The following is a 22,754-nucleotide window of genomic DNA, read 5'->3' on the forward strand; positions in this document are numbered from 1 at the left end:
GGAGGAACCCGGAGTGCGCGAGCTGGCTTCTCTCGTCTCGGACTGGGACGGGCCGTACGCGGTGGCGTCGGTGGTGGCCGTGCGGGGCAGCGCGCCCCGCGAGGTCGGCGCGGCGCTGGCGGTCCACCCGGACGGGCGGGTCGTGGGCAGCGTGTCGGGCGGGTGCGTGGAGGGCGCGGTGTACGAGCTGGCGCTGTCCGTGCTGGAGACCGGCACGCCGCGGCTCGCGCGCTTCGGGTACTCGGCGGAGGACGCGTTCGCCGTCGGGCTGACCTGCGGTGGCGAGCTGGAGGTGTTCGTCCAGGTCGTGACGCCGGAGATCCGGTCGGCGCTGCGCGCGGCCCGCGACGGCCGTCCGGTGGTGCTCACGCGGTCGCTGGACACCGGTGACGGTGAAGTGTCCTTCCCACCTCATGCCGTGAGCACTTCGTCCGTTGTGGACGGTCGGCTGGTCGAATCGTGGGGCACCGCACCGCGGTTGCTGGTGTTCGGCGCGATCGACTACGCGGCGGCCGTGGCGCGGCAAGGCAAGTTCCTCGGCTACCACGTCACGGTGTGCGACGCGCGGCCGGTTTTCGCGACACCGGAACGGTTCCCGGCCGCCGACGAGGTCGTGGTCGACTGGCCGCACCGCTACCTCGCCTCGACCCCGGTGGACGCCTCGACGGCGGTGTGCGTCCTGACCCACGACCCGAAGTTCGACGTGCCGCTGCTCAAGGAAGCGCTGCGCCTGCCGGTGGGCTTCGTCGGCGCGCTGGGCTCGCGGCGCACCCACCTGGACCGGCTCGCCCGGCTGCGCGCCGAGGGCGTGACCGAGGCCCAGCTGGCCCGCCTGCGCTCCCCCATCGGCCTGGACCTGGGCGCGCGGACGCCCGAGGAGACGGCCGTGTCCATCGCCGCCGAGATCATCGCCGTGCGGCGCGGCGGCGGTGGGCTGCCCCTGACCGGCGCCGACACCCCGATCCACAAGGAGGACCCGAATGGCACTGATCTTCCTCAACGGCGGCGGGATGCGTGGCGGCCCGCTGCACCACCAGCTCCAGGGCACGCCCCTGTTGTGTGTCGCGCGTAGTGCGCCCAAGTACCGGTACTTCTCCGTGGGCGACCGGTTCCCGGCGATGCACGCCTCCGGCACCGGGAGCGTCGTCGGCGAGCTGTACGACCTGCCGCTGACCGTGCTGCGCGACCACCTGCTGCCCGCCGAACCGCCCGAGCTGGAGATCGGCGTGGTCGAACTGGCCGACGGCAGCGCCGCGCTGGCGACCGTGCTGCGCGACGCGTGCCTGGGCAGCGCCGAGCTGACCGATATCACGGCCGTCGGCGACTGGCGCGCCTACCTGGGTTCTCGGCGCTGACCACCCGTTTCTTAGAGTCCCGCCCATGAGACACGGGGGGATCGTCCTCGCACTGCTGGTGCTTCTCGGCTGCTCGTCGAGACCGGCCGCCGCGCCGCCGGCGAGCAGCACCGCGACCACCACCACCACGACCACGTCCACCACGCCGACCGCGCCGGACCCGGAAACCATCGAGCCGCGCATCAAGGCCGCCCAGCTGACCGCCGACATGCTCCGCCCGCTGGGGTACGTCGCCGAATCGCGCGGCGAGGGGCAGCACTGGTACCGGGTCGTGTCGTGCCCGGAACGGCTGGAGACCGACGGCTGGCAGTCCGCGACCAAGACCGCGAGCCACTGGGTGGACCCGCGCGGACGCACGTCGATGATCCAGTACACCGTCTCGTACGGGAAGATCTCGGCGGCGGCGGAGACCGTGCGGCTGGCCCGCCAGTCGCTGGAGTGCGGCGCGGTCACGATCGGCGACGACGAGTACACGTCGGTGGACGAGCTGGAGGTCCCGCCGCTGGGCGCGGACGCCCAGTTCGCCGTGTGCTACCACGCGGCCACCCACGAGCGGTGCGAACTGCTGCTGAGCAAGGCGGACCTGCTGACCGTGCTGACGATCTTCACCCCGCACCGCGCCCGCGCGACCCAGGACCTCGAAGCCGCCGGTCGAACCGTCCTCCCGCTGCTGACCTGACGTCCCGGCCCGCTGCCCCACCCGGGCAGCGGGCCCACCCGCCCGGGCAGCGGGCCCTCAGCCGAGCGCGGTGAGCGCGGCGCGGCACTCGCGTCGCAGCTCCTCGTCCGCCCGCACCCCGTCGCTGCTCCACACCCCGCCCGTCGAGGAGCCCAGCCGGTCCGGCCGGGCCACCTCGGCGCGCAGGAGCGGTGCCAGCGCGGCCGCCGCCGGTCCCATCCGCGCCACCGCGCGGGCGATCCCGGCGCGGGTGTGCCGGTTCTCCTCCCACACCTCCCGCAGGACCGGCAGCGCGCCGGCCACGTCCCCGGTCGCCCGCCACAACGCCACCGCGGCCCCGAGCCGGACCCAACCGCGGTCGTGGTCCAGCAGCGGGCGCAGCGCGGGCGCGGTCTCCGGCCGGCCGATCTCCGCCAGCGCTTCCAGGGCCCTGGTGTCCTCGACGTGCCGCAGCAGCACCGGCAGCACCCGGTCGGCGGCGCCGGTCACCCGCCACAGGGCGAACGCGGCCGGGACCTCGTGCTCCGGGTCGTCGAGCAGGACGTGCAGCGCCGGGACGGCGGCGGAGGCGTGCGGCCCGAGGGTGGTGACGGCGGGCAGCGCGTCGGGCAGGTGGGCGACCAGGTCGGGCACGGCCGGCACGGCGTCGCCGCCCATCGCGCCCAGCGCGGCGAACAGGCCGGACCGGTGCCGGTCGTGGCCCTCGGGGACCGGCAGGTCGGCGAGGCGGCGGCGGATCAGCGGCACCAGCGACGCCGCCCCGGCGGCCGGCCCGCGCAGGGCGTGGCCGATGTCGGCCGGCGGCACGGGCCGTTCCAACGCCCAGGTCAACGCCGGCAACGCCCTGGCGTCGCCCAGGGCGGCGAGCGCGGCGAGGGCCGTGCCGACCGACGAGCCACCGGCCGGCCACTCGACCACCCAGGCGAGCGTGTCGGGCGGCGCGGCGCGGGGTGACCGCTCGACGCTGCGGGCGAGCGCGTCGGCGGCGGGTGCGGCGACGAGGTCCAGGTACCGCAAGGCGTCCGCGGCGGCCCGCGGCAACCGGGGTTCGGGGGCGAGCAGTTGGTCCCCGATGAGCCGGACCAGCTCGGTGTGGTCGCCACGCCACCCGCTGACCGCCTGGCCCGCGACCCGGACGGCGTCCAGGCGCACCTCCCAGTCGTCGGCCGTGAGCAGGGGCCGCAGCAGCCGTGCCCGGTCGGCCACGCGGTCGCCCAGCGCCCGGCTCAGACCCGCCAGCAGCGGCATGGCCCGCGCCGCGCGCCGACCCCGGGCGGCGGCCTCCTCGTGCTCGCGGATGTGCCCGACCAGGGTGTCGGTGGAGAACCCGGCGGGTTCGGGGGCCGACGTGCCCTCCGCGTAGACCCGCCGCACCAGCTCGCCCGCCGCGGCCACGACGTCGTCCGGCAACCGGTCCGGGTCGAGGTCGGCCACGCCGGCGAGCGCGGTCAGCCGCACCGCCGGGCGGTCGCCACCTCCGGCCACCGCGACCAGTTCGTCCACTTCGGACAGTGCGCGCAACGCGTCCACCACGGCGATCCGCACGTCCACGTCCGGTTCCAGCGCCAGCCGCGCGGACAGCGCCCGCGCCGCGCCCTCCGGGCGGCACGCGACCACCCCGGTGCACGCGGCGGTCCGGACCGCGGGGTCGGGGTGCGCCAACGCGTCGAGGAACACCGGTCCGGCCGCCACGACCACGCCCGGCTCCCGCTCCGCGCACGACCCGGCCACGGCGGCGAGGAACTCCACCGCCGCCGCCCGGCCTGGCCCGTCGGCCGAGGCTAGGCGCAGCAGGAACGGCACCGCCGCCAACGTGCTGTCGTAGACCGAACCCTGGTGCAGCACCGCCCCGTAGAGACCGTCCAGGGCCACCTCGCGGACCTCCGGGTCGTCGGAGGCCAAGCCGCGCAAGAGGTCGGGCACCTCGTGCGCGGGCCCGTAGGCGTGCCGCAGCGCCGACCAGTCGATCCCGTCCAGACCCGTGAGGACCCCCATGCGGCGAAACACTAACGGTCCGCCGTCAGCACTCCCCGCTCGTAGGCCACCGCCACCGCCGCCGCCCGGTCGTTCACGCCGAGCTTCGCGTAGACGTGCACCAGGTGCGTCTTCACGGTCGCCTCGCTGATGAACAGCCGGGCCGCCGCCTCGCGGTTCGTGCAACCCCGCGCGATCAGGCCCAGCACCTCCACCTCGCGGTCGCTCAGCGGTTCCGCGGCGGGTGTGCGCACCTGCCCGACGAGCCGGGTCGCCACCGACGGCGACAGCACCGCCTCGCCGCGCGCCGCCGACCGGACCGCCCGGAACAGCTCGTCGCGGGGCGTGTCCTTGAGCAGGTACCCGGTCGCGCCCGCCTTGATCGCGGGCAGCACGTCGCTGTCGGTGTCGTAGGTCGTGAGCACCAGCACCCGCGCCGGCACGTCGCGCAGCCGCCCGATGGCGGTCACCCCGTCCACGCCGGGCATCCGCAGGTCCATCAGCACCACGTCCGGCGCGACCGCCCGCACCACGGCCTCCGCCTCCGCGCCGTCCGCGGCCTCGCCGACCACCTCGACGTCCCCGGCCACCGCGAGCATCCCGCGCAGCCCGTCGCGCACCACGGGGTGGTCGTCCACGATCACCACCCGGATCACCGCACGACCTCCGCCGGGATCGCGGGCACCGACGCCGACACCGCCGTGCCGCCGCCGGGTTCGGACTCGACCACCAGCGACCCGGCCAGCCGCGACACCCGCTGCCGCATCCCCACCAACCCGAACCCGGCGCTCCCGCGCGACGGGTCGAACCCGGCGCCGTCGTCCCGGACGTCCAGCGTCACCACGTCCTCCATGTAGGACAGCGTCAACCCCACCCGCGACGCCCGCGCGTGCCTGGCCACGTTGGACAGCGCCTCCTGCGCGGTCCGCAGCAACGCCACCTCCACCTCCGGGTGCAGCGGCCGCGCCGCGCCCGTCGTGGCCACCGACGCGGGCACGCCGGTCTGGTCGGTCCACCCGCCGGCGACCTCGACCAGCGCGTCGGGCAGGTTCGCGTCCTCCAGCGCGGGCGGGCGCAGGGCGTGCACCGAGCGGCGGGCCTCGGCCAGGTTCTCCCGCGCCAGCCGCACCGCGGTGTCCACGTGCCGCGAAGGCGTCTCCACCGCCTGGAGCTGGGTGATGATCCCGGTGAACCCCTGCGCCAGGGTGTCGTGGATCTCCCCCGCCAACCGCTGCCGCTCGTCCAGCACACCCGCCTCCCGCGCCTGGATCAGCAGCTGGGCGTGCAGGCCGGCGTTCTCCTCGACCATCGCGGCCAGCTCGGCGACCATCTCCTTGCGCCGCCGGGCCTGCTCGGTGGTGATGTGCCCGAGCATGGTGAACGTCAGGGCGATGGTGGCGAAGAACAGGGCCACCACGACGAACACCACGACCGCCACCGGTTCGGCCGGCGGCGGCCCGCCGTAGAGCGCGAGCGCCGCCAGGACCGCGTTGGCCAGCACGCCGGCGAACATCCGCCGCCCCGGCAGCACCTCGACCGCGTAGACGTACCCGGCGAAGGAGTAGAACCCGAAGATCGGGTCCCGCAGCCCCAGCGACGCGTAGAAGACCAGCACCCCGACGAAGAACACCGTCATCAGCCCGGACCGGGCGCGCCACTGCGGGTGCAGCGTGTAGAACCACGCCATCCACAGCACCGCGCCGGCCACGATCCCCAGCGAGACGGCCTTCTCCGCCACCGGGTCGGGCACGGTCAGCGCGTACAGCAGCGCGGGCAGCAGCAACGCGAAGTACGGCACGACCCGGCTGACCCGGCTCAGCCGGCGCTCCCACACGTCGAGGCTGTCCGACACTCCCCACCTACTCCCAGCGGAACGACCTGGCCGCGACGGTACCCGCCACGACCGTCGTCAGGGCCAGGATCCCCAGGTGCACCAGGCTCGGCGCGGTGCCCAGCCACGCCTCCTGCAGCGCGCCCACGCCCGGCGGCAGGTGCTCGCCGATGCGCACCAGCACGTCCGGCAGCAGGAACCGGGGCAGGTACGCGCCGCCGAAGAACATCACCAGCATGAACACCGCGGTGGCCCACCCGTTGGCGGCGCGGGCGGTGGGCGCCCAGGCGGCGATCAGCAGGCCCACCGCGGACAACGCCGTGGTGCCCAGCAGGCACGCGGCGAAGAAGCCCAGCGGGTGGTGCGGCAGGTCGATGTCGAACACGAGCCGGCACACCACCATCACCAGCACGACGGAGATCGCCGCCGCGATCGTGTTCACGACGAGCTGGGCGGCCAGCAGCTTGCCGGGGTGCACCGGCGTGGTCGAGTACCGGCGCAGCACACCCTTCTCGCGGTAGGTCGCGACCGTGCTCGGCAGCTTGTTCAGGCACAGGAACGCCAGCGCGATCACGACCAGCGTGGACACGTAGGCGTCCACGAACCGCTGGTTGCCGAAGACCGGGTCGGGCGTGCGCAGCGCGGGGACCGCCCCCAGCACGAGGATCAGCGCGGTGGGGAACAGGATGCCGAACACCGCGGCGGCCGGCTCCCGCAGGAACAGCTTCCACTCGATGGCGATGATCTTGGTCACGTCAGCTCCCGGCCGGTGAGTCGGATGAAGGCGTCGTCCAGGCCGGCCTGCTCGATGCGCAGGTCGGCGGCCACGACGTGGTTGCGGGCGAGGACGGCGGTGACGGCGTGCAGCAGGTTCCCGGTGCCGGTCACGACGACCTGCGGGCCGTGCTGGGACACCGCCGTCACCTCGGGCAGGGCGGCCAGCAGCGCGGTGTCCAAAGCGGACGTCGGCCGGAACCGCACGGTCTGCTCACCGCCCAGCCGCGCCACCAGCCCCGCCGGGCTGTCCACGGCGACGACCTTCCCGGCGTCGATGAGCGCGAGCCGGTCGCACAGCCGCTCGGCCTCCTCCATGAAGTGGGTGACCAGCACGACCGTCACGCCGGAGTCCCGCACGCCCTCGACCAGGTCCCACGTGTCGCGGCGGGCCTGCGGGTCCAGTCCGGTGGTCAGCTCGTCCAGCACGGCCACCCTCGGCTTGCCGACCAGCGCCAACGCGATCGACACCCGCTGCTTCTGCCCGCCGGACAGCGCCCGGTACTCGGTCCCGGCCCGGTCCGGGATGCCCAGCAGCTCCAGCAGCTCGCGCCAGTCGGCCGGCCGCGGGTAGAAGGAGGCGAACAGCTCCATCACCTCCCCCACCCGGATCCGCTCGGGCAGCTCGCTCTCCTGCAGCTGCGCGCCCAGCACCCGCCGGACCTCGTCCCGGTCCCGGCGCGGGTCGAACCCGAACACCCGCACCGACCCCGAGTCGGGCGCGCGCAGCCCCTCCACGCACTCGACGGTGGTGGTCTTGCCGGCCCCGTTGGGCCCGAGGATCCCGAAGATCTCCCCCTCGTCCACGGAGAACGACACCCCGTCGACGGCAACCTTCGACCCGTACCTCTTGACCAGGTCGACAACCTCGATCACTGCCATGCGCCCAGCCTCGCGGTCCACCCGTTCGGGCGAATCGCTCAGCGGGCCAGACCCGGCATCAACCGATCGGTTGATGCGCAGGTCCACCGGATCAAGTGAACAAGTCGGCGTGGGACGCCCGGCCGCCCGCGCCGCTCGTACTCTCGCCGACGGACCACGACAGGGAGGACAGGCGATGTCGGAACAGGTGCGGCTGGACAACATCTTCCGCGTTTTCACGGCGTTCGACACCGACGACGACAGCCGCATCTCGTGGCGGGACTTCGACGTGAAAGCCCGGGGCATCGGGGCGGAGTTCCGCCTGGACCTGGACTCGCCCGAGGTCACGGCCCTGATGCGGGCCTACCGCGACATCTGGGGCTACATCCGCGGCGCGGACGACGACGCCGACGGCGAGGTCACCGAGGAGGAGTTCCGCGAGGCCCATGACGCCGGCCGCCTGACCACCGGCGAACTGCTGCGCAAGTGGGAAGCCGCCGCCGCGCAGGCCTTCACCATCGCCGACCGGGACGGGGACGGCCGGCTGGACGAGCAGGAGTTCGCCCGCCTCTACCGGGGCGCTGGGATCACCGACCCGCAGGTGGCGTCGATCGCCTTCGCCTCGCTCGACCTGGACGACGACGGCCTGCTGGAGCTGCCGGAGTTCATCACCCAGACCCGGGGCCTGTTCACGGCGACCGACGAGTCGGCGAAGGGCACGCACCTGCTCGGTGAGTGACCCGTTGCCCAACCGTTGCCGGTTCCCGACCCGCGGCACGCACCCTGGACCCCGTGACCGACTTACCGGAGGACCGCCACGAGTGGGTCTGGGCGCTGTGGTTGGCGCTGGGGTTGCTGTGGGTGCTGGCCGTCCCGCTGTTGGCGTTCCAGGCGGCGATGTCGGTCCCGTTCATGGGGGTGCCGACCGAGGCCCAACTGGCCCGGCGCGAGCTCCTGTCGACGTGGGCCGAACGCGCCGCGATCGCGGTGCCGCTGCTGGGCCTGGTGGCGGCGGTGGCGCTCAAGCGGTGGACGGCGGCGATCGTGCTGGGCAGCGTCCTGCTGTTCACCGCCGGGGCCATGGTGATCGAAGGGGCGCGTGACGCGGCCCGGAACGAGCCCACCGTCGTCTACAGCCCCGGCGGCTGCCAGGAGCACAGCGGCGGCGACACGAGGTGCCCCGGCGGCTAGGGCGTGCCTGATGATTGATCTTGTGGTGCGTCGTGGTGCGTGACCGATGAGGCATGGTCTCGGATCGGGCCGCTGCTTGCCGTCGGGTTCGCGTCGGGGTCGGCGCGGTGGAGTGGACCGTCAGCGTGGACTCCACCCCCTCGTGCGGGCCCACCAGCACGCCGCCGGCGCGGCGAAAAAAGGGGGGGCTGCGCCGGCCGCTGCGGCCCGGGAAGCCCTCGGCCGCTCCCGCGGAGGACTGGGCACCAAGGTCCACCTGGCCCGCGACGAACGCGGCCGGCCACTGTCGATACCCCGGTCCGGACACGCCCTAGGCGGTGCCCAGGCCGTGCAGGGTCTGGTCGAGCAACGCGCTCACCACGGCCTCGCTCTGCGCGACGTCCCCGGGCCGCAACGTCCGCGCCGCCGCCTCCACCGACCCGTGGATCAGCAACGCCCGCAACCCCGGTTGCGGCACCCGCGCCTCCAGCAACACCCCGACCAACGGGGCGAGCAGCTTCTCGTGCTCGGCCCGGATCCGCCGCCGCGACTCCTCCGGCAACGCGTGCGCCGACAGCGCCACGACCGCGCCGTGGCTGCCGTCCACGATGATCTCCAGCACGGTCCGCAGGTAGGCCTCGACCTTCGCCGGCACGCCCGAGACCGCGTTCACCGCCGCCGCCAGCCGCCGCGCCTGGTCGGGCAGCTCGTCGGTCACGATCGCCGCGACCAGCTCTTCCCGCGACCTAAAGTACTCGTACAGCGACGGCCGCGACAGGCCCACCCGGCGGGCCAGCGCGGCCAGCGTCAGGGCGTCCGGCCCCTCCTCGGCGACGATCTCGCGACCGGCGGCCAGCAGGGAGCGCAGCCGGTTCGCGCGGTGCTCCGCGAGGGTCTCGGCGCTGATCCTGGGCACGCGCCGAGCCTACCCCCTTGTTTTCCCGACGCCGCGTTGGAATAGTTGCCTACGTAGCGTCGGGAACCTGGAGGTGCCGGATGTTCGTCGCGACCAACCGCCTGTTCGTGCCCGCCGAGCGCGCGGAGGAGTTCGAGGCCCACTTCCGGGAGAACATGCGCACGTTCCTGCCGGGCGTCCCCGGCCTGCGCCGCAGCACGCTGCTGCGCCCCACCCGCCCCGACCAGCCCTACGTCTCGGTGAACGAGTTCGACACCGAGGAGGACTTCAAGGCGTGGGTCGCCTCGGCCTCCTTCAAGGAGGCGCACCGGCGCAACGCCGGCATCGCCCGCCACGTGACGGGCAACGCCGTGGAGACCTTCCAGCCCAGCGAGGACCTGGTGCTCACCCGGTAGGGCGAACCGCCGCCTCAGCCGATCCTGATCGACCTCATCGTGTCGATCTCGTCCCGCTGGGACACCAGCACGTCGTTGGCCATCTCCTGCACCCGCGGGTCCACGCCCGCCTTCAACAGGTCCAGGGCCATCGTCAGCGCGCCCTCGTGGTGGGCGATCATCAGTTGCAGGAACAGCCGGTCGAACTCCGCGCCGCGGGCGTTCTTCAGGGCGTCCATCTGCTCGCCGGTGGCCATGCCGGGCATGGACGCGTGGTCCACGGCGGGCATCTTGCCGGAGTGGCCGTGCGCGGGGGCCTTCTCGCCGTACTGGCGCTGCCACTGCTCCATGGCCCCGATCTCCGGGCCCTGGGTGTCGTGGATGCGCGAGGCCAGCGCCTTCACCGTCTCGTTCTGCGCGCGCTCGGGCGCCAGCGCGGACATCTCCAGCGCCTGCCGGTGGTGCCCGATCATGCTCACCACGTAGGTCAGGTCCGCCTCGTTGGGCGCCGTCCACCGGTCGGTGCCGACGTCCTCGGGCGCGAGCGTCTGCGCCTGCTCGCCCGGTCCCTTCGGGACGATCACCGGCGGCGCGTCGTCCGTCTTCGCCGTGCACGCCGCCAGGACGGCGACCAGCACCGCCACGAACAAGATCCGCATCTGCCACGACCCCCTCGACTCGCCCCGACAAGTTACCCGCACGTTCCACCTGCCGGAAGTCTGCTCCTTACCGACGAATGGGTCTGGTGGTTAGCCATGCAAAAGGTAATACTGCGGTCCCTGCTACAGGTTTGGAAGGGGAGACCTGAAGTGAACGCACGCGATTCGGCCCGCCGCCGCAGAGCCGGCGCGGCCCTGGGGGCGCTGGCACTCGCCGCCTCGTCGTTGGTGCTCGGTCCGCAAGCCCTTGCGGAGCCCGAGGTGGACGCGGACGTGGCCGGGCTGTCGGAGGCCCAGCTGTCCGAGCCCGCCCAGGCCGACACCGGCATCCCCGGTGTCGACGAGATCCGCCACACCCGCAACATCAAGCACCTCGCGAACCTGCCGAAGCCGGCTCCGTTCACCGAGGCGTCCACGTGGTCCGACCTGGCCTTCCAGGACGGCTACGCGTTCGACGGCAACTACGACGGGTTCGTCGTCTACGACATCCGCATCCCGCACAAGCCGAAGATCGCCGCGACGGTGCTGTGCCCGGGCTCGCAGAACGACATCTCGGTGAAGGGGAACCTGCTGTTCCTGTCCACCGACTCGTCGCGCTCCGACGACTCGTGCTCCAGCACCCCGCTGTCGGCCACGAACAAGGCCGCGTGGGAGGGCATCAAGATCTTCGACATCTCCGACAAGCGCAACCCGCGCTACATCAAGTCGGTGGAGACGAAGTGCGGTTCCCACACCCACACGCTCGTGCCGGACAAGAAGGGCACGGACGTCTACGTCTACGTCTCGTCGTACGGGCCGAACGACACGTTCCCGGACTGCAAGACGCCGCACGACCTGATCTCGATCGTCAAGGTCCCGTTGAAGAACCCGACCTCGGCGCACGTGCTGTCCGAGACCGTGCTGTTCCCCGACGGCGGCAACCCGGGCCGTGACGGCACCGTGGAGACCGGTTACGTGCGCGCCACGTCCGGTTGCCACGACATCACCGTGTACCCGTCCAAGGACCTCGCCGCGGGCGCGTGCATGGGTGACGGCGTGCTGTGGGACATCTCCGACCGCGAGAAGCCCCGCGAGATCAACCGCGTGCAGGACAACGTGAACTTCGCGTTCTGGCACTCGGCCACGTTCAACAACGCCGGCACCAAGGTCGTCTTCACCGACGAGCTGGGCGGCGGCGGCGCGGCCACCTGCAACCCGAAGATCGGCCCGCTGCGCGGTGCGGACGGCATCTACGACATCACCGGCCAGGGCGACGCCCGCAAGCTGGAGTTCCGGTCGTACTACAAGATCTTCCGGACCCAGGCCGACACCGAGAACTGCGTCGCGCACAACGGTTCGCTGATCCCCGTCCAGGGCCGCGACATCATGGTGCAGGCGTGGTACCAGGGCGGCATCTCCGTGTGGGACTTCACCGACTCCCGCAACCCGAAGGAGATCGGCTGGTTCGAGCGCGGCCCGCTGCCCGACGGCAAGGGCGGTGGCGCGTGGTCGACGTACTACTACAACGGCTACATCTACTCGTCCGACATGGCGAAGGGTTTCGACGTCCTGGACATCCGCGACCCGCGGACCGCGACGGCGAAGCTGATCCGCGTGGGTGAGCTGAACGTCCAGACGCAGGGCCACTACCGGGAGCTGTTCCCGCGGTAGTCCTCGACGGACGTGAGGGGGCCTGTCCGGTTTCGCGGACAGGCCCCTTCGCTATTCGGCGGGCTCGCCCAGCTCGGTGAACAGCGTGAGCTGGAGGCCGGCCGGCGCTTCCAGCCGGGCGTTCAGCGAGTTCCACGGCGTGCGGGTCGGCTCGGCCACGACCGTCGCGCCCGCCCGCTCCAGCTCGCGCGTGGTGGCCGTGGAGTCGTCCACCTCGAACGCCACCCGGACGTGCCCGGCCACCCGCCGCCCGACCTCGACCCGGTCGATGTACTCGGCGTGCGGCGGGTCGGTGATCTCCAACGTGGCCCGCCCGGCCTCCAGGATCGTGACCCGCCCACCCGGCGAGCTGAACGCCGCCCGCTCGGGCAGGCCCAGGACGTCCCGGTAGAAGCGCAGCGCCTCGTCGTAGTCGTCGGCCGTGACGACCAACCGCAGTTCGCGAACCATGGCTTTCCCCCTCGGTGTCGTGCGGTCACCCGTTCGCACGGGATCATGCCCACCGGCCGGCGGCGGCGCACGCCCGGGGGCTCAGGCCTGGACCACCATCACCCGGGACAGGTCCAACGCCACCGACGTCCCCGGCGGGAAGTCGCCCGCCCGGCTCGACGGCTGGTCCACCCGCACCACCTCGTCACCGCCGGCCAACCGCACGGACAGCCGCGTCACCGGCCCCAGGAAGCTCTGCGTGAGCACGCTGCCCACCAGCGCCCCGTTGGGCTGCCCGCTGTGCTGGGCGATCCCGATGTCCTCCGGCCGCACGATGACCTTCACCTCCGCCCCGGCGTCGAGCCCGTGCTCCGCGTCCACCCGGAACGCGCCCAGCCGCACGCCGCCCGGCTCGGCGACCCCGTGCACCGCGTTGGTCACCCCCACGAACTGCGCCACGAACGCCGACGCCGGCTGCCGGTACACCACCGCGGGCGTGTCCAGTTGCTCCAGCCGCCCCTGCGACATCACGCCCACCCGGTCGGAGACCGCCAGCGCCTCCTCCTGGTCGTGCGTGACGAACAGGGTCGTCATCCCCAGCGACGTCTGGATGCGCCGGATCTCCTCGCGCAGCGCGACCCGCACCTTGGCGTCCAGCGCCGACAGCGGCTCGTCCAGCAACAGCACCCGCGGCTCGATCGCCAACGCCCGCGCCAGCGCCACCCGCTGCTGCTGACCGCCGGAGAGCTGGTGCGGGTACCGGCCCGCCAGGTGCCCGAGCCCGACCAGGTCGAGCAGCTCGGCCGTCCGGCGCGCCCGGCCGGCCGTGCGCCGCAGCCGCAGGCCGAACGCGATGTTCTGCGCCGCGGTCATGTTCGGGAACAGGCTGTAGGACTGGAAGACCATGCCCATGTCGCGCTTGTTCGCGGGCACGCCCGTGACGTCGCGCCCGGCCACCGTGACCGTCCCGGCGTCCGCGGTCTCGAAGCCCGCGACGATGCGCAGCGCGGTCGTCTTGCCGCACCCGCTCGGACCCAGGAGGCTGACCAGCTCGCCCTCCGCGAGCGAGAGGTCCAGCCCCGCCAGCGCCGGCTGCCCGCCGAACGACTTGCGCAGCCCGTGCAACTCCAGGTGGGACATCACTGGCCTTCCTCGGCGACGGGACCGCCCCGCCGCCCGCCGACGAACGAGAGCAGGAACAACAACACGAACGCGAACACCAGGCTCAGCAACGACACCGCGATGGACACGCCCGCGTCCCGCTTGCCGAGCAGGTTCACCCGCACCTGCAACGTGTCGAAGTTCAACAGCGACGCGATGGTGAACTCCCCCAGCACCAGCGCGACCGACAGCAACGACGCCCCGATCAGCGCCGTGCGGATGTTGGGCACCACGACCCGCACCAGCACCGTCCCCCACGACGCGCCCAACGACCGCGCCGCCTCGGCCAGCGTCTTCAGGTCGATCGCCGACAGCCCCGCGTCGATGGCCCGGTAGGCGAACGGCAGCACCAGCACCGCGTAGGCGAAGGTCAGCGTCAACGGCGAGTCGCCCAGGAAGTAGTCCACCCACGCGTACAGCGGGGCCAGGCCGACCACCAGCACGATCGCCGGGATCGTGATCGGCAGCAGGCACAGGAACTCCACCAGCCGCCGCAACCCCGGCAGCCGCAACCGGATCCACGTCATCGTCGGCACCAGCAGCACCAGCACCAGCGCCGAACTGGCCGCCGCGAGCTGCACCGACACCAGGATCGCCTCGACCAGGTCCGGGTCGGAGGCGATGCCCGTCCACGACGCCAGGCTGCGCGACCCGCCCGCGCCCCGCGTGGAGAACTCGGCCATCGCCAGCAGCGGCACCAGGAAGAACGCGCCCAGCACCAGCAGCACCAACCGGCGCACCACTACTGCCATCGGGCGAACCTCCGTTGCAGCACCGCGTACAGGCCCATCGCCACCGCCACCACGACGACCATGCCCAACCCCAGCGCCTTGCCGAGGTTCTCCTGACCGAGCAGGACCTCACCGGTCAGCGCGCCCCGGATCTGCAACGGCACGATCGGCGAGCCCTGCGACACCAGCGCGGCGGCCGTCGCGTAGGCGGAGAAGGCGTTGGCGAACAACAACAGCAGCGCGCCCAGGAACGCCGGCAGCAGGATCGGCCCGCCGACGTGCCGCCAGTACGTCCACGCCGAACCGCCCAGGCTGTCCACCGCTTCCCTCCACTGTGGACGCAGTCCGTCCAGCGCGGGCAGGAACACGATGACCAGCAACGGGATCTGGAAGAACGTGTAGACCAGCGTCAACCCGGGCAGCTCGAACAGCCACGCGCCGGAGGCGAACAGGTCCACGCCGAACCAGTCGCGCAGGTACCGGGTGACGAAACCCTGGAACCCCACCGTGGCCAGGAACGCGAACGCCAGCGGCACGCCGCCGAACTGCGCCAGCACCCCGGCCCCGGCCACGACCACGCGCCGCAGCAGCCCTTCCGGCTTCCCGGAGGCGACCGCCCAGGACAGCAACGCGCCGAACACCGCGCCCAGCACGGCGGTCAGTGCGGACAGCTCGACGCTGCGCAGGAACGCCTGCAGGTACACGCCCTTGGTCAGCGCGGCCAGGTTGTCCAGCGTGAACCCGCCCGAGGAGTCCTGGAACGCCCCGGCGAGCACCAGCGCGGTCGGGTAGACCAGGAACGTGCCGACGTAGGCCAGGAACGGCACGACGACCAGCCAGGCGAGCCAGGTCCGCCCGGCCCGGCCGGGAGCGGCGGGCGCGCCACCCCCGGCGGCCGTGGAGACGGGTGCGACCAACGGTCAGCCCACCGCCTGCGCCCACGTCTCGGACAGCGCCTTCTTGGCCTTGTCGGCCTGCTCCTGGGTCAGGAACACCTGCTTGCCGTCAGTCTTGGGCAGCTTGGCGTGCGCGTCGGCGTCCACCTTGCCGGACTTGACCATCGCGTCCAGGCGGACCGGCCGGGACAGGCCCTTGAGGTAGAGGTTCTGGCCCTTGTCGGAGTACAGGAACTCCTGCCACAGGCGGGCGGCGGCCGGGTGCGGCGCGTCCTTGTTGATCGCCTGGTTGTAGTACGCGCCGACCTGCGCGCCCTGCGGCACCACGACCTTCCAGTCCGCCTTGCCGGCGAGCTTCGCGGTCTGCGCGGCGTTGGTGTAGTCCCAGTCGATGACGACCGGGGTCTGGCCGGACTCGATGGTCGCGGGCGTCGGGTCCACCGGCAGGAAGTTGCCGGCGGCCTTGAGCTGCTTGAAGAACTCGACGCCGGGCGCGATGTCGTCGGCCGAGCCGCCGTTGCCCAGCGCGGCCATGACGACGCCGGAGAACGCCGCGCCGGCCTGCGTCGGGTCGCCGTTGAGCGCGACCTTGCCCTGGTACTCGGGCTTGAGCAGGTCCTTGACCGTGGTCGGCGCGGGCACCTTGGCGGCGTCGTAGCCGATGGACATGAAACCGCCGTAGTCGCCGTAGTAGAGCCCGCTGGGCTCCTTCAGCTCGGCGGGGATGTCGTCCCAGGTCTGCACGCGGTAGGGCGCGAACAGGTTCTTGTTGGCCAGGGCCACGTTCAGGCCGAGGTCGAACACGTCCGGCGCGCGGTCGCCGCCCTTGAGCTGGTTGGCGGCGTTGATCTCGTCCTGGCTGGAGGCGTCGGGCTGCGCGGAATCGACCTTGATGCCGTACTCCGCCTCGAACGCCTTGATGATCTCGCCGTAGTTGGCCCAGTCCGGGGGCAGGGCGATGACGTTGAGCCTGCCCTCCTCCTTCGCCGCCTCGACGAGCTTGTCGAACCCGCCGAGGTCGGCGGCGGACGTCGCGGTGGCGGCGGAGGAGGTGGCGCCGGCGTCCTTGGGCGGCGGGGTGCCGCACGCGCCGAGCAGGGCCAGGGCGGTGGCGACGACGCCGGCCAGCCGCAGGGATTTCGTCACGGGTCGGACCTTCCTGGGAGGGCTTGGGGTACCCCGGGCGCGCTCCGGGCCAGCGGAGCTTCCGTTCCGCCGCGCGCGCTTGTCAAGCCGGCCGCACCGCTCGTGGTCCATCCGGTGAACTGGGCGAATTCCCGGTGTCGGCCCAATGGACCAAAGGTGGCCGAACCCCGCCCGGTGAACCCGGTCCGGGATCGACCGGAACGGCCCAACCGCTGGGCCGTCCGGGTCCCGACACGCCGGGGACCGCCACCCGGCGGAGGCGGCGCGCTGGTCCACGCGCTCACGCCCGGACGCCTTCGGGATGAATTCGGGACCCGAATTCGGCGGTGGCGCAACACACCCATACCCACCCCCGGTAACGGGTTCACCAACCCGCTCGACATCCGGGTGTCACGTGACGGAAATGCCCGAGACCCGCTTCTCCCCAGGAAGGGCAGATCCCCATGCACCGACCCCGAAGATCACTGGCGACCCTGGCGGCGGGCGTCCTCGCGCTCCCCGCCGCGCTGGTCGCCCTGCCGGCCGGGACCGCCGCCGCGGCGCCCGTCCCCGGCTCGGACGTGCTCTACACGCTCGACGCCGATTTCGACCAGGGCGTGCTCCAGGACGTCAACCACGACACCCCGAACGACGACCAGCTCCAGCTCGACCGGGAGACGGCGTTCTTCCCGTTCGTCAACGTCGCCGCGTCCGCGCGCGGCACGATGGTCCGCATCGACGTGGACACCGGCGCGATCGTCGGCGAGTGGCGGTCCGCGCCGGACGGGCGGGGCCGCAACCCGTCCCGCACGACGGTGGACAAGCTCGGCAACACCTGGCTGTCCAACCGGGACGAATCGGCCGGCGGCAAGGGTTCCGTCACCCGGGTGGGCGTGATCCTCGGCGGCGCCCGCGCCAACGCCGACGGCACGCCCAACCCGACGGGCGACTACCTGAAAGGCCCGTTCGCGTACAACACGTGCGCGGACCGCGACGGCGACGGCCTGTACGCCACCTCGCGCGGCCTGGGCGACATCCGACCGTGGACCAACGCGGGCGGCGCGGACGACAACGGCGGCGTCACCACGGCGGCCGACGAGTGCATCATCACCTACAGCCGGGTCGCCGGCACCAACACCCGCACGGTCGCGGTGGACGCCAACAACGACCTGTGGACCGGTGGTTCCAACACCCAGCACGAGAAGATCTCCGGCCTGGACGGCTCGTCGCTGAGCACGCCGTTCAGCCTGGGCTGCGGCGGCTACGGCGGCCTGGTCGACCAGGCGGGCACGCTGTGGTCGGCCCGGTTCGGCGCCAACCTGCTGCGCTACGAGCCCGGCACCGGGTCGGGCGCGTGCCTGGACACCACCCACGGCGACTACGGCCTGGGCCTGGACCCGAACACCGGGCACATCTGGCACACCAAGGTCGCCGGCAACCAGGTCGTCAAGCTCGCGCCGGACGGCACCGTGCTGGGCACGTTCCCGCACGGCAACACCAACGCGCAGGGCGTCGCGGTCGACAAGAACGGCAACGTGTGGGTCGCGCACGCGCTCTTCGGCGCGACCACGGTCGGCCACCTGCGCACCGACGGCACGTACGTCGGCAACGTGACCCTGCCCGGCGGCACCGGCCCCACCGGTGTCGCGGTGGACAGCAACGGCAAGGTGTGGGTCACCAACATCACCACCAACAACGCCATGCGCATCGACCCGGCCGCCGGTCCGATCGGCGGCGGCGGGTTCCCGGTCGGCGCGGTCGACCTGACCGTGGACCTCGGCGCGGGCGCGGGGCCGTACAACTACAGCGACATGACCGGGTCCGTCCTGGGCGAGATCACCGCCCCGGTCGGCACGTGGTCGGTGGTGCAGGACGGCGGCGTCGCGGGTCAGACGTGGGGCACCGTCACCTGGAACACCGAGGCGCAGGGCAGCGTCCCGGCCGGCACGTCCATCGTGGTGGAGGCGCGCACGTCCGACACCGAGGCGGGCTTGGCGGGCGAGGCGTTCACGGCCGTGGCCAACGGCGTGAAGTTCGCCAAGACCGGCCGGTACATCGAGGTGCGAGCCACCCTGACCGCCGCTCCCAACGGTGCCAGCCCGGTGCTGTCGGACCTGCGGATCAAGACCTCGGAACGGACCGGCGTGTTCTCCTGCCAGGCCACCGCGCTCAACCTGGCCGGAATCATCGTCGCCCGCGCCAACCCGCCGGACGTGCCGTGCGCGGACGACTTCAAGGAGGTCGCCAACGTCAACCTGAACGCGGGAATCCTGAACGTCCGCGCCAACGCCCTGACGGCCCGGACCGACCAGACCCCGGACGTGCTCACCGGAACTCCGCCGATGCCGGGTGACGGCGCGACAGCGTCGGCGCGGATCGACCACACCCGCATCTCCAGCCTGCTGGTGACCATCGAGGTGGGCGTGATCCAGTCGAACGCGGCCGTGACCTGCGGCCCGGACGGCACGGAACGCTTCGCGGGCTCGTCGCACATCGCGAGCCTGTCCATCAACGGCGTCCCGGTGACGGTCGGCAGCGCACCGCTGACCATCCCGTTGGTGATCGGGTCGCTGCGCCTGAACAGCACGACGACCACGGGCACCAGCGTGGTCCAGCGAGCACTGGTGCTGGACACCGCGTTGACCGACGTCGTGCTGGGCGAGGCGAAGGCCAACGTCGAACCGTTGCCCGGCCGCCCGGGCGGCAGCCCTTGCCGCGTCTGACGATCGACTCGCTCGACTCGCTCGACCGGTGACCTACAAGTAGCCGTACTATACGTAGTGCGGCTACTTGTAGGAGGTCGGCTGTGACGCGGAAGTTGCTGGTGTGGCTGCACGTCGTCACGTCCACGGGTTGGATGTGCATGGCTCTGGCACTGTTCGTGGTGGTGAGCTACGCGTTGAACGGGCACATGACGGCGTTTGACGTGGCGCTGCTGCTGGACGTGCACGTGCTCCAGTTCATGGCCACGACGTCGGCGTTCACGGGGTTGATGCTGTCCGGCCTGACGCCGTGGGGGTACTTCCGACACTGGTGGGTGGCGGTGAAGACGCTCGTGTCGTTGAGCCAGCTCTACATCGGGATCTTCGTGCTGAGCCCGAACCTGCACCCCGGCGGCTCACCGGCGTTGATGCGACTGGGGTCGCTGCTGATGGCGTCGGCACTGGCGTTCCAGGTGTGGCTGTCGGTGGCCAAGCCGTTGGGCCGCACGCCGTGGGCCCGTCCCGGGAAGCTCCCGACCGCGCCGACTTGGACGTTCGCCGCGTGTCTAGCCATCCCTGCGACCGACTACTTCCTGGGTGAGGTTCTCTTCGACTCCCCCGTTCCCGCTGTCTCCCTTCTCACCGTTCTCTTCTTCCCTCTTTGGCGGCACGCTTCGCTTTCTAAACGCGCTGCGCGCTCTCAGGCCTTGTCGCGCTGACGCGCTTCTCAAGCTCGAACGCGCTGCGCGCTCTCAAGATCAAAAGCGCCTCGCCGGCGGGCAGGCCCCCGGGGAGGAAGGGCGTCGGTTCGTCTCCCGCACGACCTGCCGGAGGCAACCACCCTTTGGGGTTCTTGGCAACCGGAAAAGCTGGTTGCCAAGAACCCCAAAGCGCGGTTGGGCTGCGCCCAGGCCGTACGGGAGACGAACCGAGGCCCTTCCTTTGGCTAAATAGCCCAAAGAAGAGCCCGCGCTGCGCGCGGAGGCCGGGCGCACCACCGGTGATGGGCGGACCGACCCGGCTCTTGGCGCCGCAGGCGCCACCGTTGTGGCTATCAGCCACAGGAAGGGCCTCGGTTCGTTCCCCGTACGGCCTGGGCGAAGCCCAACCGCGCTTCACCGTTCTTTGCAACCACGCTTCACCGGTTGCAAAGAACGGTGAAGGGTGGTTGCCTCCGGCAGGCCGTACGGGGAACGAACCGACGCCCTTCCACCCCCGGGGGCCTGCCCGCCGGCGAGGCGCTTTTGATCTTGAGAGCGCGCAGCGCGTCCAGCTTGAGAGCGCGCAGCGCGTCCAAGACCCAGCGCGACAGCGCGACCAAGACCAGCGCGAAGCGCGTCCAAGAACGAGTGACACAGGTCACCCGAGAAGAGGCATCTACCGAAACTGATAACGGTTACCATTCCCGACGATCACCGCTGCGGCGATCACACGATCGAGGACCGTCGGAGGGACCTGCGTGGCGCACTTGCTGATGATCGAGAGCTGGGTTGGCGCGATGAGCAGCCTGCTGCCGCGCGCGATCCGCGAGTCCGGGCACCGCTTCACCTTCCTGACCCGCGACCTGCACCACTACCTGCGCTCGGCTCCCAGCCACCCGCACCCGCTGCTCACCGCGGACAACGTCCTCACCACCGAGACCAACGACCTCGACCACCTGCTGCCCTTCGTGGCCGAGGCGCACGGGTTGCTCGGGTTCGACGGCGTGATCTCCTCCTGCGACTACTACCTGGCCACCGTCGCCAAGGTCGCCAACCACCTCGGCCTGCCCGGCCCGGCCGCCGACGCCGTCGAGCGCGCCTACCGCAAGGACCTCACCCGCCAGGCCACCGCGGACGTCCCCGGACCGCGCTGGGCCCTCGCCCACGACTGGCCCTCCACCGCCAAGGCCGCCGCCGACCTCGGCTACCCGCTCGTGGTCAAACCGGTGGACCTGTGCGCGGGCATGCACGTCCGCAAGGTCCAGGACGAGAACGGCCTGCGGGACGCGTTCCTCGCGCTGGAAGCCTTCCCGGTCAACGCCCGCAACCAGCCGCGCATCCCCGCGATCCTCCTGGAGGAGCTGCTGGTCGGCCCGGAAGTCAGCGTGGAGACCGTCACCACCGGCGGCACCACGCACGTCATCGGCGTGACCGACAAGAGCATCGCCGGCGACCCGTGGTTCGTGGAGAGCGGGCACATGTTCCCCGCCGCCCTCCCGGAAGCGCAGGCCCGGCAAGCCATCGACACCGCCCTCGCCGCGATCGAGGCCCTCGGCCTGGACGAGTCCGTCGCCCACACCGAGGTCAAGCTGACCGCCGACGGCCCCAAGCTCATCGAGGTCAACCCGCGCCCCGCGGGCAACCAGATCACCGAGCTGGTCCGCCGCACCACGGGCATCGACCTCCCGGCCGTGTTCGCCCAGCTCGCCGTCGGCGAGCGCCCCGACCTGCGCCCGCGCGAAACCGGGGTGCGCAGCGCGGCCATCTCCTTCCTCCTCCCGCCGAGGGCCGGCGTGATCGCGGGCATCGACGCCCCCGACCACCCGGACGTCGTGGACTGGTCGGTCAAGCCCGCCGGGCACCGCGCGGGCGAGCCCACCAGCAACAACACCTACCTCGGGCACGTCATGGTCACCTCGCCCGAGCACGACGCTCGCGCCCGCGCCGAGCGGGTCGTCGCCGGCATCGACGTCCGCTACGCCGAGGACGACAAGTGACCCCCGCCGACCTCGTGCGCCGGGTCCGCGCCGGGGAGCTGGGACCGGACCCGGCGGGCACGGCGGTGAGCGTCGCGTTCTCCACCCGCCAGAGCGCCCGGCACGCCACCCGCGACCGGTCCTACCGCAACACGGTGGTGAGCCTGCGGGTCGGCGAGGCGGTCGGGTCGTGCGCGGTCGAGCCGGACGACGAGCCCGACGTGGCGGACTGCGCCGGGGCCAGCGTCGCCGAGCTGCTCGACCACCCGCACGCGGCGGTCCGCACGGCCGCCCTCGACGCCTACCTCATGCACGTCCACCCGCACGAGACGGCGAAGGCCGAGCCCATCACCCTCGCCCGGGGCGACTCGCTGGCCAAGTCGATGGACCGCGCCGAAGCCGTCGTCGACCTGCTCGACCCGCGGCCGGGACAACGGGTCCTGGTCGTCGGCGTGGTGAACTCCCTGCTGCACCACCTCCGCGCGCGCGGCGTCCCGTACGTGCCGTGCGACCTCAAGGGTGGCCGGACGGAGTGGGGAGAGCCGATCGTCACCGACGCCGACGGCGCGGACTTCGACCTGGTCCTGGCCTCGGGCATGACGCTGGGCAACGGCACGTTCGAGCCCCTGCTCGCCACCGGACGCCCGGTCACCCTGTTCGCCCAGACCGCGAGCGCCGTCGCGCCGTGGTTGCTGGGCGCCGGGCTGCGGGCGGTGTCGGCGGAGCCGTACCCGTTCTTCTGGCTGCACGGCGGCCCGACCACCCTGTTCCACTACCGGGAACCGTGACC

The 22,754-nt window shown here is 72.2% G+C and carries 23 protein-coding genes and 1 pseudogene; 12 read left to right on the top strand and 12 right to left on the bottom strand.

The genetic code is table 11. From position 1 onward, the window contains the following. The first annotated feature begins 13 nt into the window (after nt 1-13). From AB0A74_RS02375 to AB0A74_RS02385, 3 genes are read left to right on the top strand one after another with little or no spacing between them, the layout of a single operon-like run. Nucleotides 14-1,072 carry an XdhC/CoxI family protein gene (locus AB0A74_RS02375; RefSeq protein WP_358247097.1) on the top strand — a complete coding sequence of 353 codons (1,059 nt, stop codon included), beginning with the start codon at nt 14-16 and terminating at the stop codon, nt 1,070-1,072. Continuing rightward, a complete protein-coding gene (locus AB0A74_RS02380; RefSeq protein ID WP_358247098.1) occupies nt 981-1,355 on the top strand; it encodes a gamma-glutamylcyclotransferase in 375 nt (124 codons plus the stop codon). The genes AB0A74_RS02375 and AB0A74_RS02380 overlap by 92 nt, the downstream gene beginning before the upstream one ends. Before the next feature lie 25 nt (nt 1,356-1,380). Continuing rightward, entirely contained in the window at nt 1,381-2,034 is a 654-nt protein-coding gene (locus tag AB0A74_RS02385) for a hypothetical protein (RefSeq protein WP_358247099.1), read from the top strand. Between the two features lie 57 nt (nt 2,035-2,091). Here the strand turns inward: AB0A74_RS02385 and AB0A74_RS02390 are convergent, their stop codons facing one another. From AB0A74_RS02390 to AB0A74_RS02410, 5 genes are read right to left on the bottom strand one after another with little or no spacing between them, the layout of a single operon-like run. Then, nucleotides 2,092-4,029 carry a HEAT repeat domain-containing protein gene (locus AB0A74_RS02390; RefSeq protein WP_358247100.1) on the bottom strand — a complete coding sequence of 646 codons (1,938 nt, stop codon included), beginning with the start codon at nt 4,027-4,029 and terminating at the stop codon, nt 2,092-2,094. An 11-nt stretch (nt 4,030-4,040) separates the two neighbouring features. Continuing rightward, nucleotides 4,041-4,664 carry a response regulator transcription factor gene (locus AB0A74_RS02395; RefSeq protein WP_358247101.1) on the bottom strand — a complete coding sequence of 208 codons (624 nt, stop codon included), beginning with the start codon at nt 4,662-4,664 and terminating at the stop codon, nt 4,041-4,043. Then, entirely contained in the window at nt 4,661-5,860 is a 1,200-nt protein-coding gene (locus AB0A74_RS02400; RefSeq protein WP_358247102.1) for a sensor histidine kinase, read from the bottom strand. Before AB0A74_RS02400 ends, AB0A74_RS02395 begins: the two co-directional genes overlap by 4 nt. Nucleotides 5,861-5,867: 7 nt before the next feature. Continuing rightward, nucleotides 5,868-6,593 (bottom strand): ABC transporter permease, encoded by a 726-nt coding sequence (locus AB0A74_RS02405; RefSeq protein ID WP_358247103.1) that lies wholly within the window; start codon nt 6,591-6,593, stop codon nt 5,868-5,870. Then, entirely contained in the window at nt 6,590-7,495 is a 906-nt protein-coding gene (locus tag AB0A74_RS02410) for an ABC transporter ATP-binding protein (RefSeq protein WP_358247104.1), read from the bottom strand. The genes AB0A74_RS02405 and AB0A74_RS02410 overlap by 4 nt, the downstream gene beginning before the upstream one ends. A gap of 175 nt (nt 7,496-7,670) precedes the next feature. Between AB0A74_RS02410 and AB0A74_RS02415 the strand changes: the two genes are divergently transcribed. The 3 genes and pseudogenes from AB0A74_RS02415 to AB0A74_RS02425 all read left to right on the top strand — a co-directional run. Beyond that, nucleotides 7,671-8,213: an EF-hand domain-containing protein gene (locus AB0A74_RS02415; RefSeq protein WP_358247105.1), complete on the top strand. Its 543-nt coding sequence runs from the start codon at nt 7,671-7,673 to the stop codon at nt 8,211-8,213. Between the two features lie 53 nt (nt 8,214-8,266). Then, a complete protein-coding gene (locus AB0A74_RS02420) occupies nt 8,267-8,665 on the top strand; it encodes a hypothetical protein (RefSeq protein WP_358247106.1) in 399 nt (132 codons plus the stop codon). Between the two features lie 139 nt (nt 8,666-8,804). Continuing rightward, nucleotides 8,805-8,927: pseudogene (locus AB0A74_RS02425) on the top strand (IS5/IS1182 family transposase); the annotation flags it as partial. Nucleotides 8,928-8,975: 48 nt separating this feature from the next. Here AB0A74_RS02425 and AB0A74_RS02430 read toward each other — a convergent pair. Beyond that, a complete protein-coding gene (locus tag AB0A74_RS02430) occupies nt 8,976-9,560 on the bottom strand; it encodes a helix-turn-helix domain-containing protein (RefSeq protein ID WP_358247107.1) in 585 nt (194 codons plus the stop codon). Nucleotides 9,561-9,640: 80 nt separating this feature from the next. On the opposite strand from AB0A74_RS02430, the gene AB0A74_RS02435 reads away from it, so the two are divergent. Next, complete coding sequence (locus tag AB0A74_RS02435; protein ID WP_343931819.1) at nt 9,641-9,955, top strand: antibiotic biosynthesis monooxygenase; 315 nt, start codon at nt 9,641-9,643, stop codon at nt 9,953-9,955. A 14-nt stretch (nt 9,956-9,969) separates the two neighbouring features. On the opposite strand, the gene AB0A74_RS02440 is transcribed toward AB0A74_RS02435, so the two are convergent. After that, nucleotides 9,970-10,593 carry a DUF305 domain-containing protein gene (locus tag AB0A74_RS02440; protein ID WP_358247108.1) on the bottom strand — a complete coding sequence of 208 codons (624 nt, stop codon included), beginning with the start codon at nt 10,591-10,593 and terminating at the stop codon, nt 9,970-9,972. A 150-nt stretch (nt 10,594-10,743) separates the two neighbouring features. On the opposite strand from AB0A74_RS02440, the gene AB0A74_RS02445 reads away from it, so the two are divergent. After that, nucleotides 10,744-12,243, top strand: coding sequence for a hypothetical protein (locus AB0A74_RS02445; protein WP_358247109.1), 1,500 nt, complete (start codon nt 10,744-10,746; stop codon nt 12,241-12,243). A gap of 51 nt (nt 12,244-12,294) precedes the next feature. Here the strand turns inward: AB0A74_RS02445 and AB0A74_RS02450 are convergent, their stop codons facing one another. The 5 genes from AB0A74_RS02450 to AB0A74_RS02470 form a co-directional block, all read right to left on the bottom strand. Continuing rightward, a complete protein-coding gene (locus AB0A74_RS02450) occupies nt 12,295-12,693 on the bottom strand; it encodes a VOC family protein (RefSeq protein ID WP_358247110.1) in 399 nt (132 codons plus the stop codon). A gap of 81 nt (nt 12,694-12,774) precedes the next feature. Beyond that, the gene (locus AB0A74_RS02455) at nt 12,775-13,812 is read right to left on the bottom strand and encodes an ABC transporter ATP-binding protein (protein WP_358247111.1); all 1,038 of its coding nucleotides are present in this window, start codon (nt 13,810-13,812) and stop codon (nt 12,775-12,777) included. After that, the gene (locus AB0A74_RS02460) at nt 13,812-14,585 is read right to left on the bottom strand and encodes an ABC transporter permease subunit (RefSeq protein WP_358247112.1); all 774 of its coding nucleotides are present in this window, start codon (nt 14,583-14,585) and stop codon (nt 13,812-13,814) included. The genes AB0A74_RS02455 and AB0A74_RS02460 overlap by 1 nt, the downstream gene beginning before the upstream one ends. Further along, nucleotides 14,576-15,481: an ABC transporter permease gene (locus tag AB0A74_RS02465; RefSeq protein ID WP_358247113.1), complete on the bottom strand. Its 906-nt coding sequence runs from the start codon at nt 15,479-15,481 to the stop codon at nt 14,576-14,578. Before AB0A74_RS02465 ends, AB0A74_RS02460 begins: the two co-directional genes overlap by 10 nt. A 3-nt stretch (nt 15,482-15,484) precedes the next feature. Continuing rightward, complete coding sequence (locus tag AB0A74_RS02470; RefSeq protein ID WP_358247114.1) at nt 15,485-16,606, bottom strand: extracellular solute-binding protein; 1,122 nt, start codon at nt 16,604-16,606, stop codon at nt 15,485-15,487. A gap of 443 nt (nt 16,607-17,049) precedes the next feature. On the opposite strand from AB0A74_RS02470, the gene AB0A74_RS02475 reads away from it, so the two are divergent. The 4 genes from AB0A74_RS02475 to AB0A74_RS02490 all read left to right on the top strand — a co-directional run bounded on the left by AB0A74_RS02475 (nt 17,050) and on the right by AB0A74_RS02490 (nt 22,752). Further along, nucleotides 17,050-19,308, top strand: a complete 2,259-nt coding sequence (locus AB0A74_RS02475; RefSeq protein WP_358247115.1) for a hypothetical protein — start codon at nt 17,050-17,052, stop codon at nt 19,306-19,308. Between the two features lie 83 nt (nt 19,309-19,391). Then, nucleotides 19,392-20,006 carry a hypothetical protein gene (locus AB0A74_RS02480; protein ID WP_358247116.1) on the top strand — a complete coding sequence of 205 codons (615 nt, stop codon included), beginning with the start codon at nt 19,392-19,394 and terminating at the stop codon, nt 20,004-20,006. Nucleotides 20,007-20,746: 740 nt separating this feature from the next. Continuing rightward, a complete protein-coding gene (locus AB0A74_RS02485) occupies nt 20,747-21,985 on the top strand; it encodes an ATP-grasp domain-containing protein (RefSeq protein ID WP_358247117.1) in 1,239 nt (412 codons plus the stop codon). Then, a complete protein-coding gene (locus AB0A74_RS02490; protein ID WP_358247118.1) occupies nt 21,982-22,752 on the top strand; it encodes a DUF364 domain-containing protein in 771 nt (256 codons plus the stop codon). The genes AB0A74_RS02485 and AB0A74_RS02490 overlap by 4 nt, the downstream gene beginning before the upstream one ends. Nucleotides 22,753-22,754: the final 2 nt, after the last annotated feature.

This window comes from Saccharothrix sp. NPDC042600 (assembly GCF_040647305.1).
In the GTDB taxonomy this organism is placed as follows: domain Bacteria; phylum Actinomycetota; class Actinomycetes; order Mycobacteriales; family Pseudonocardiaceae; genus Actinosynnema; species Actinosynnema mutabilis.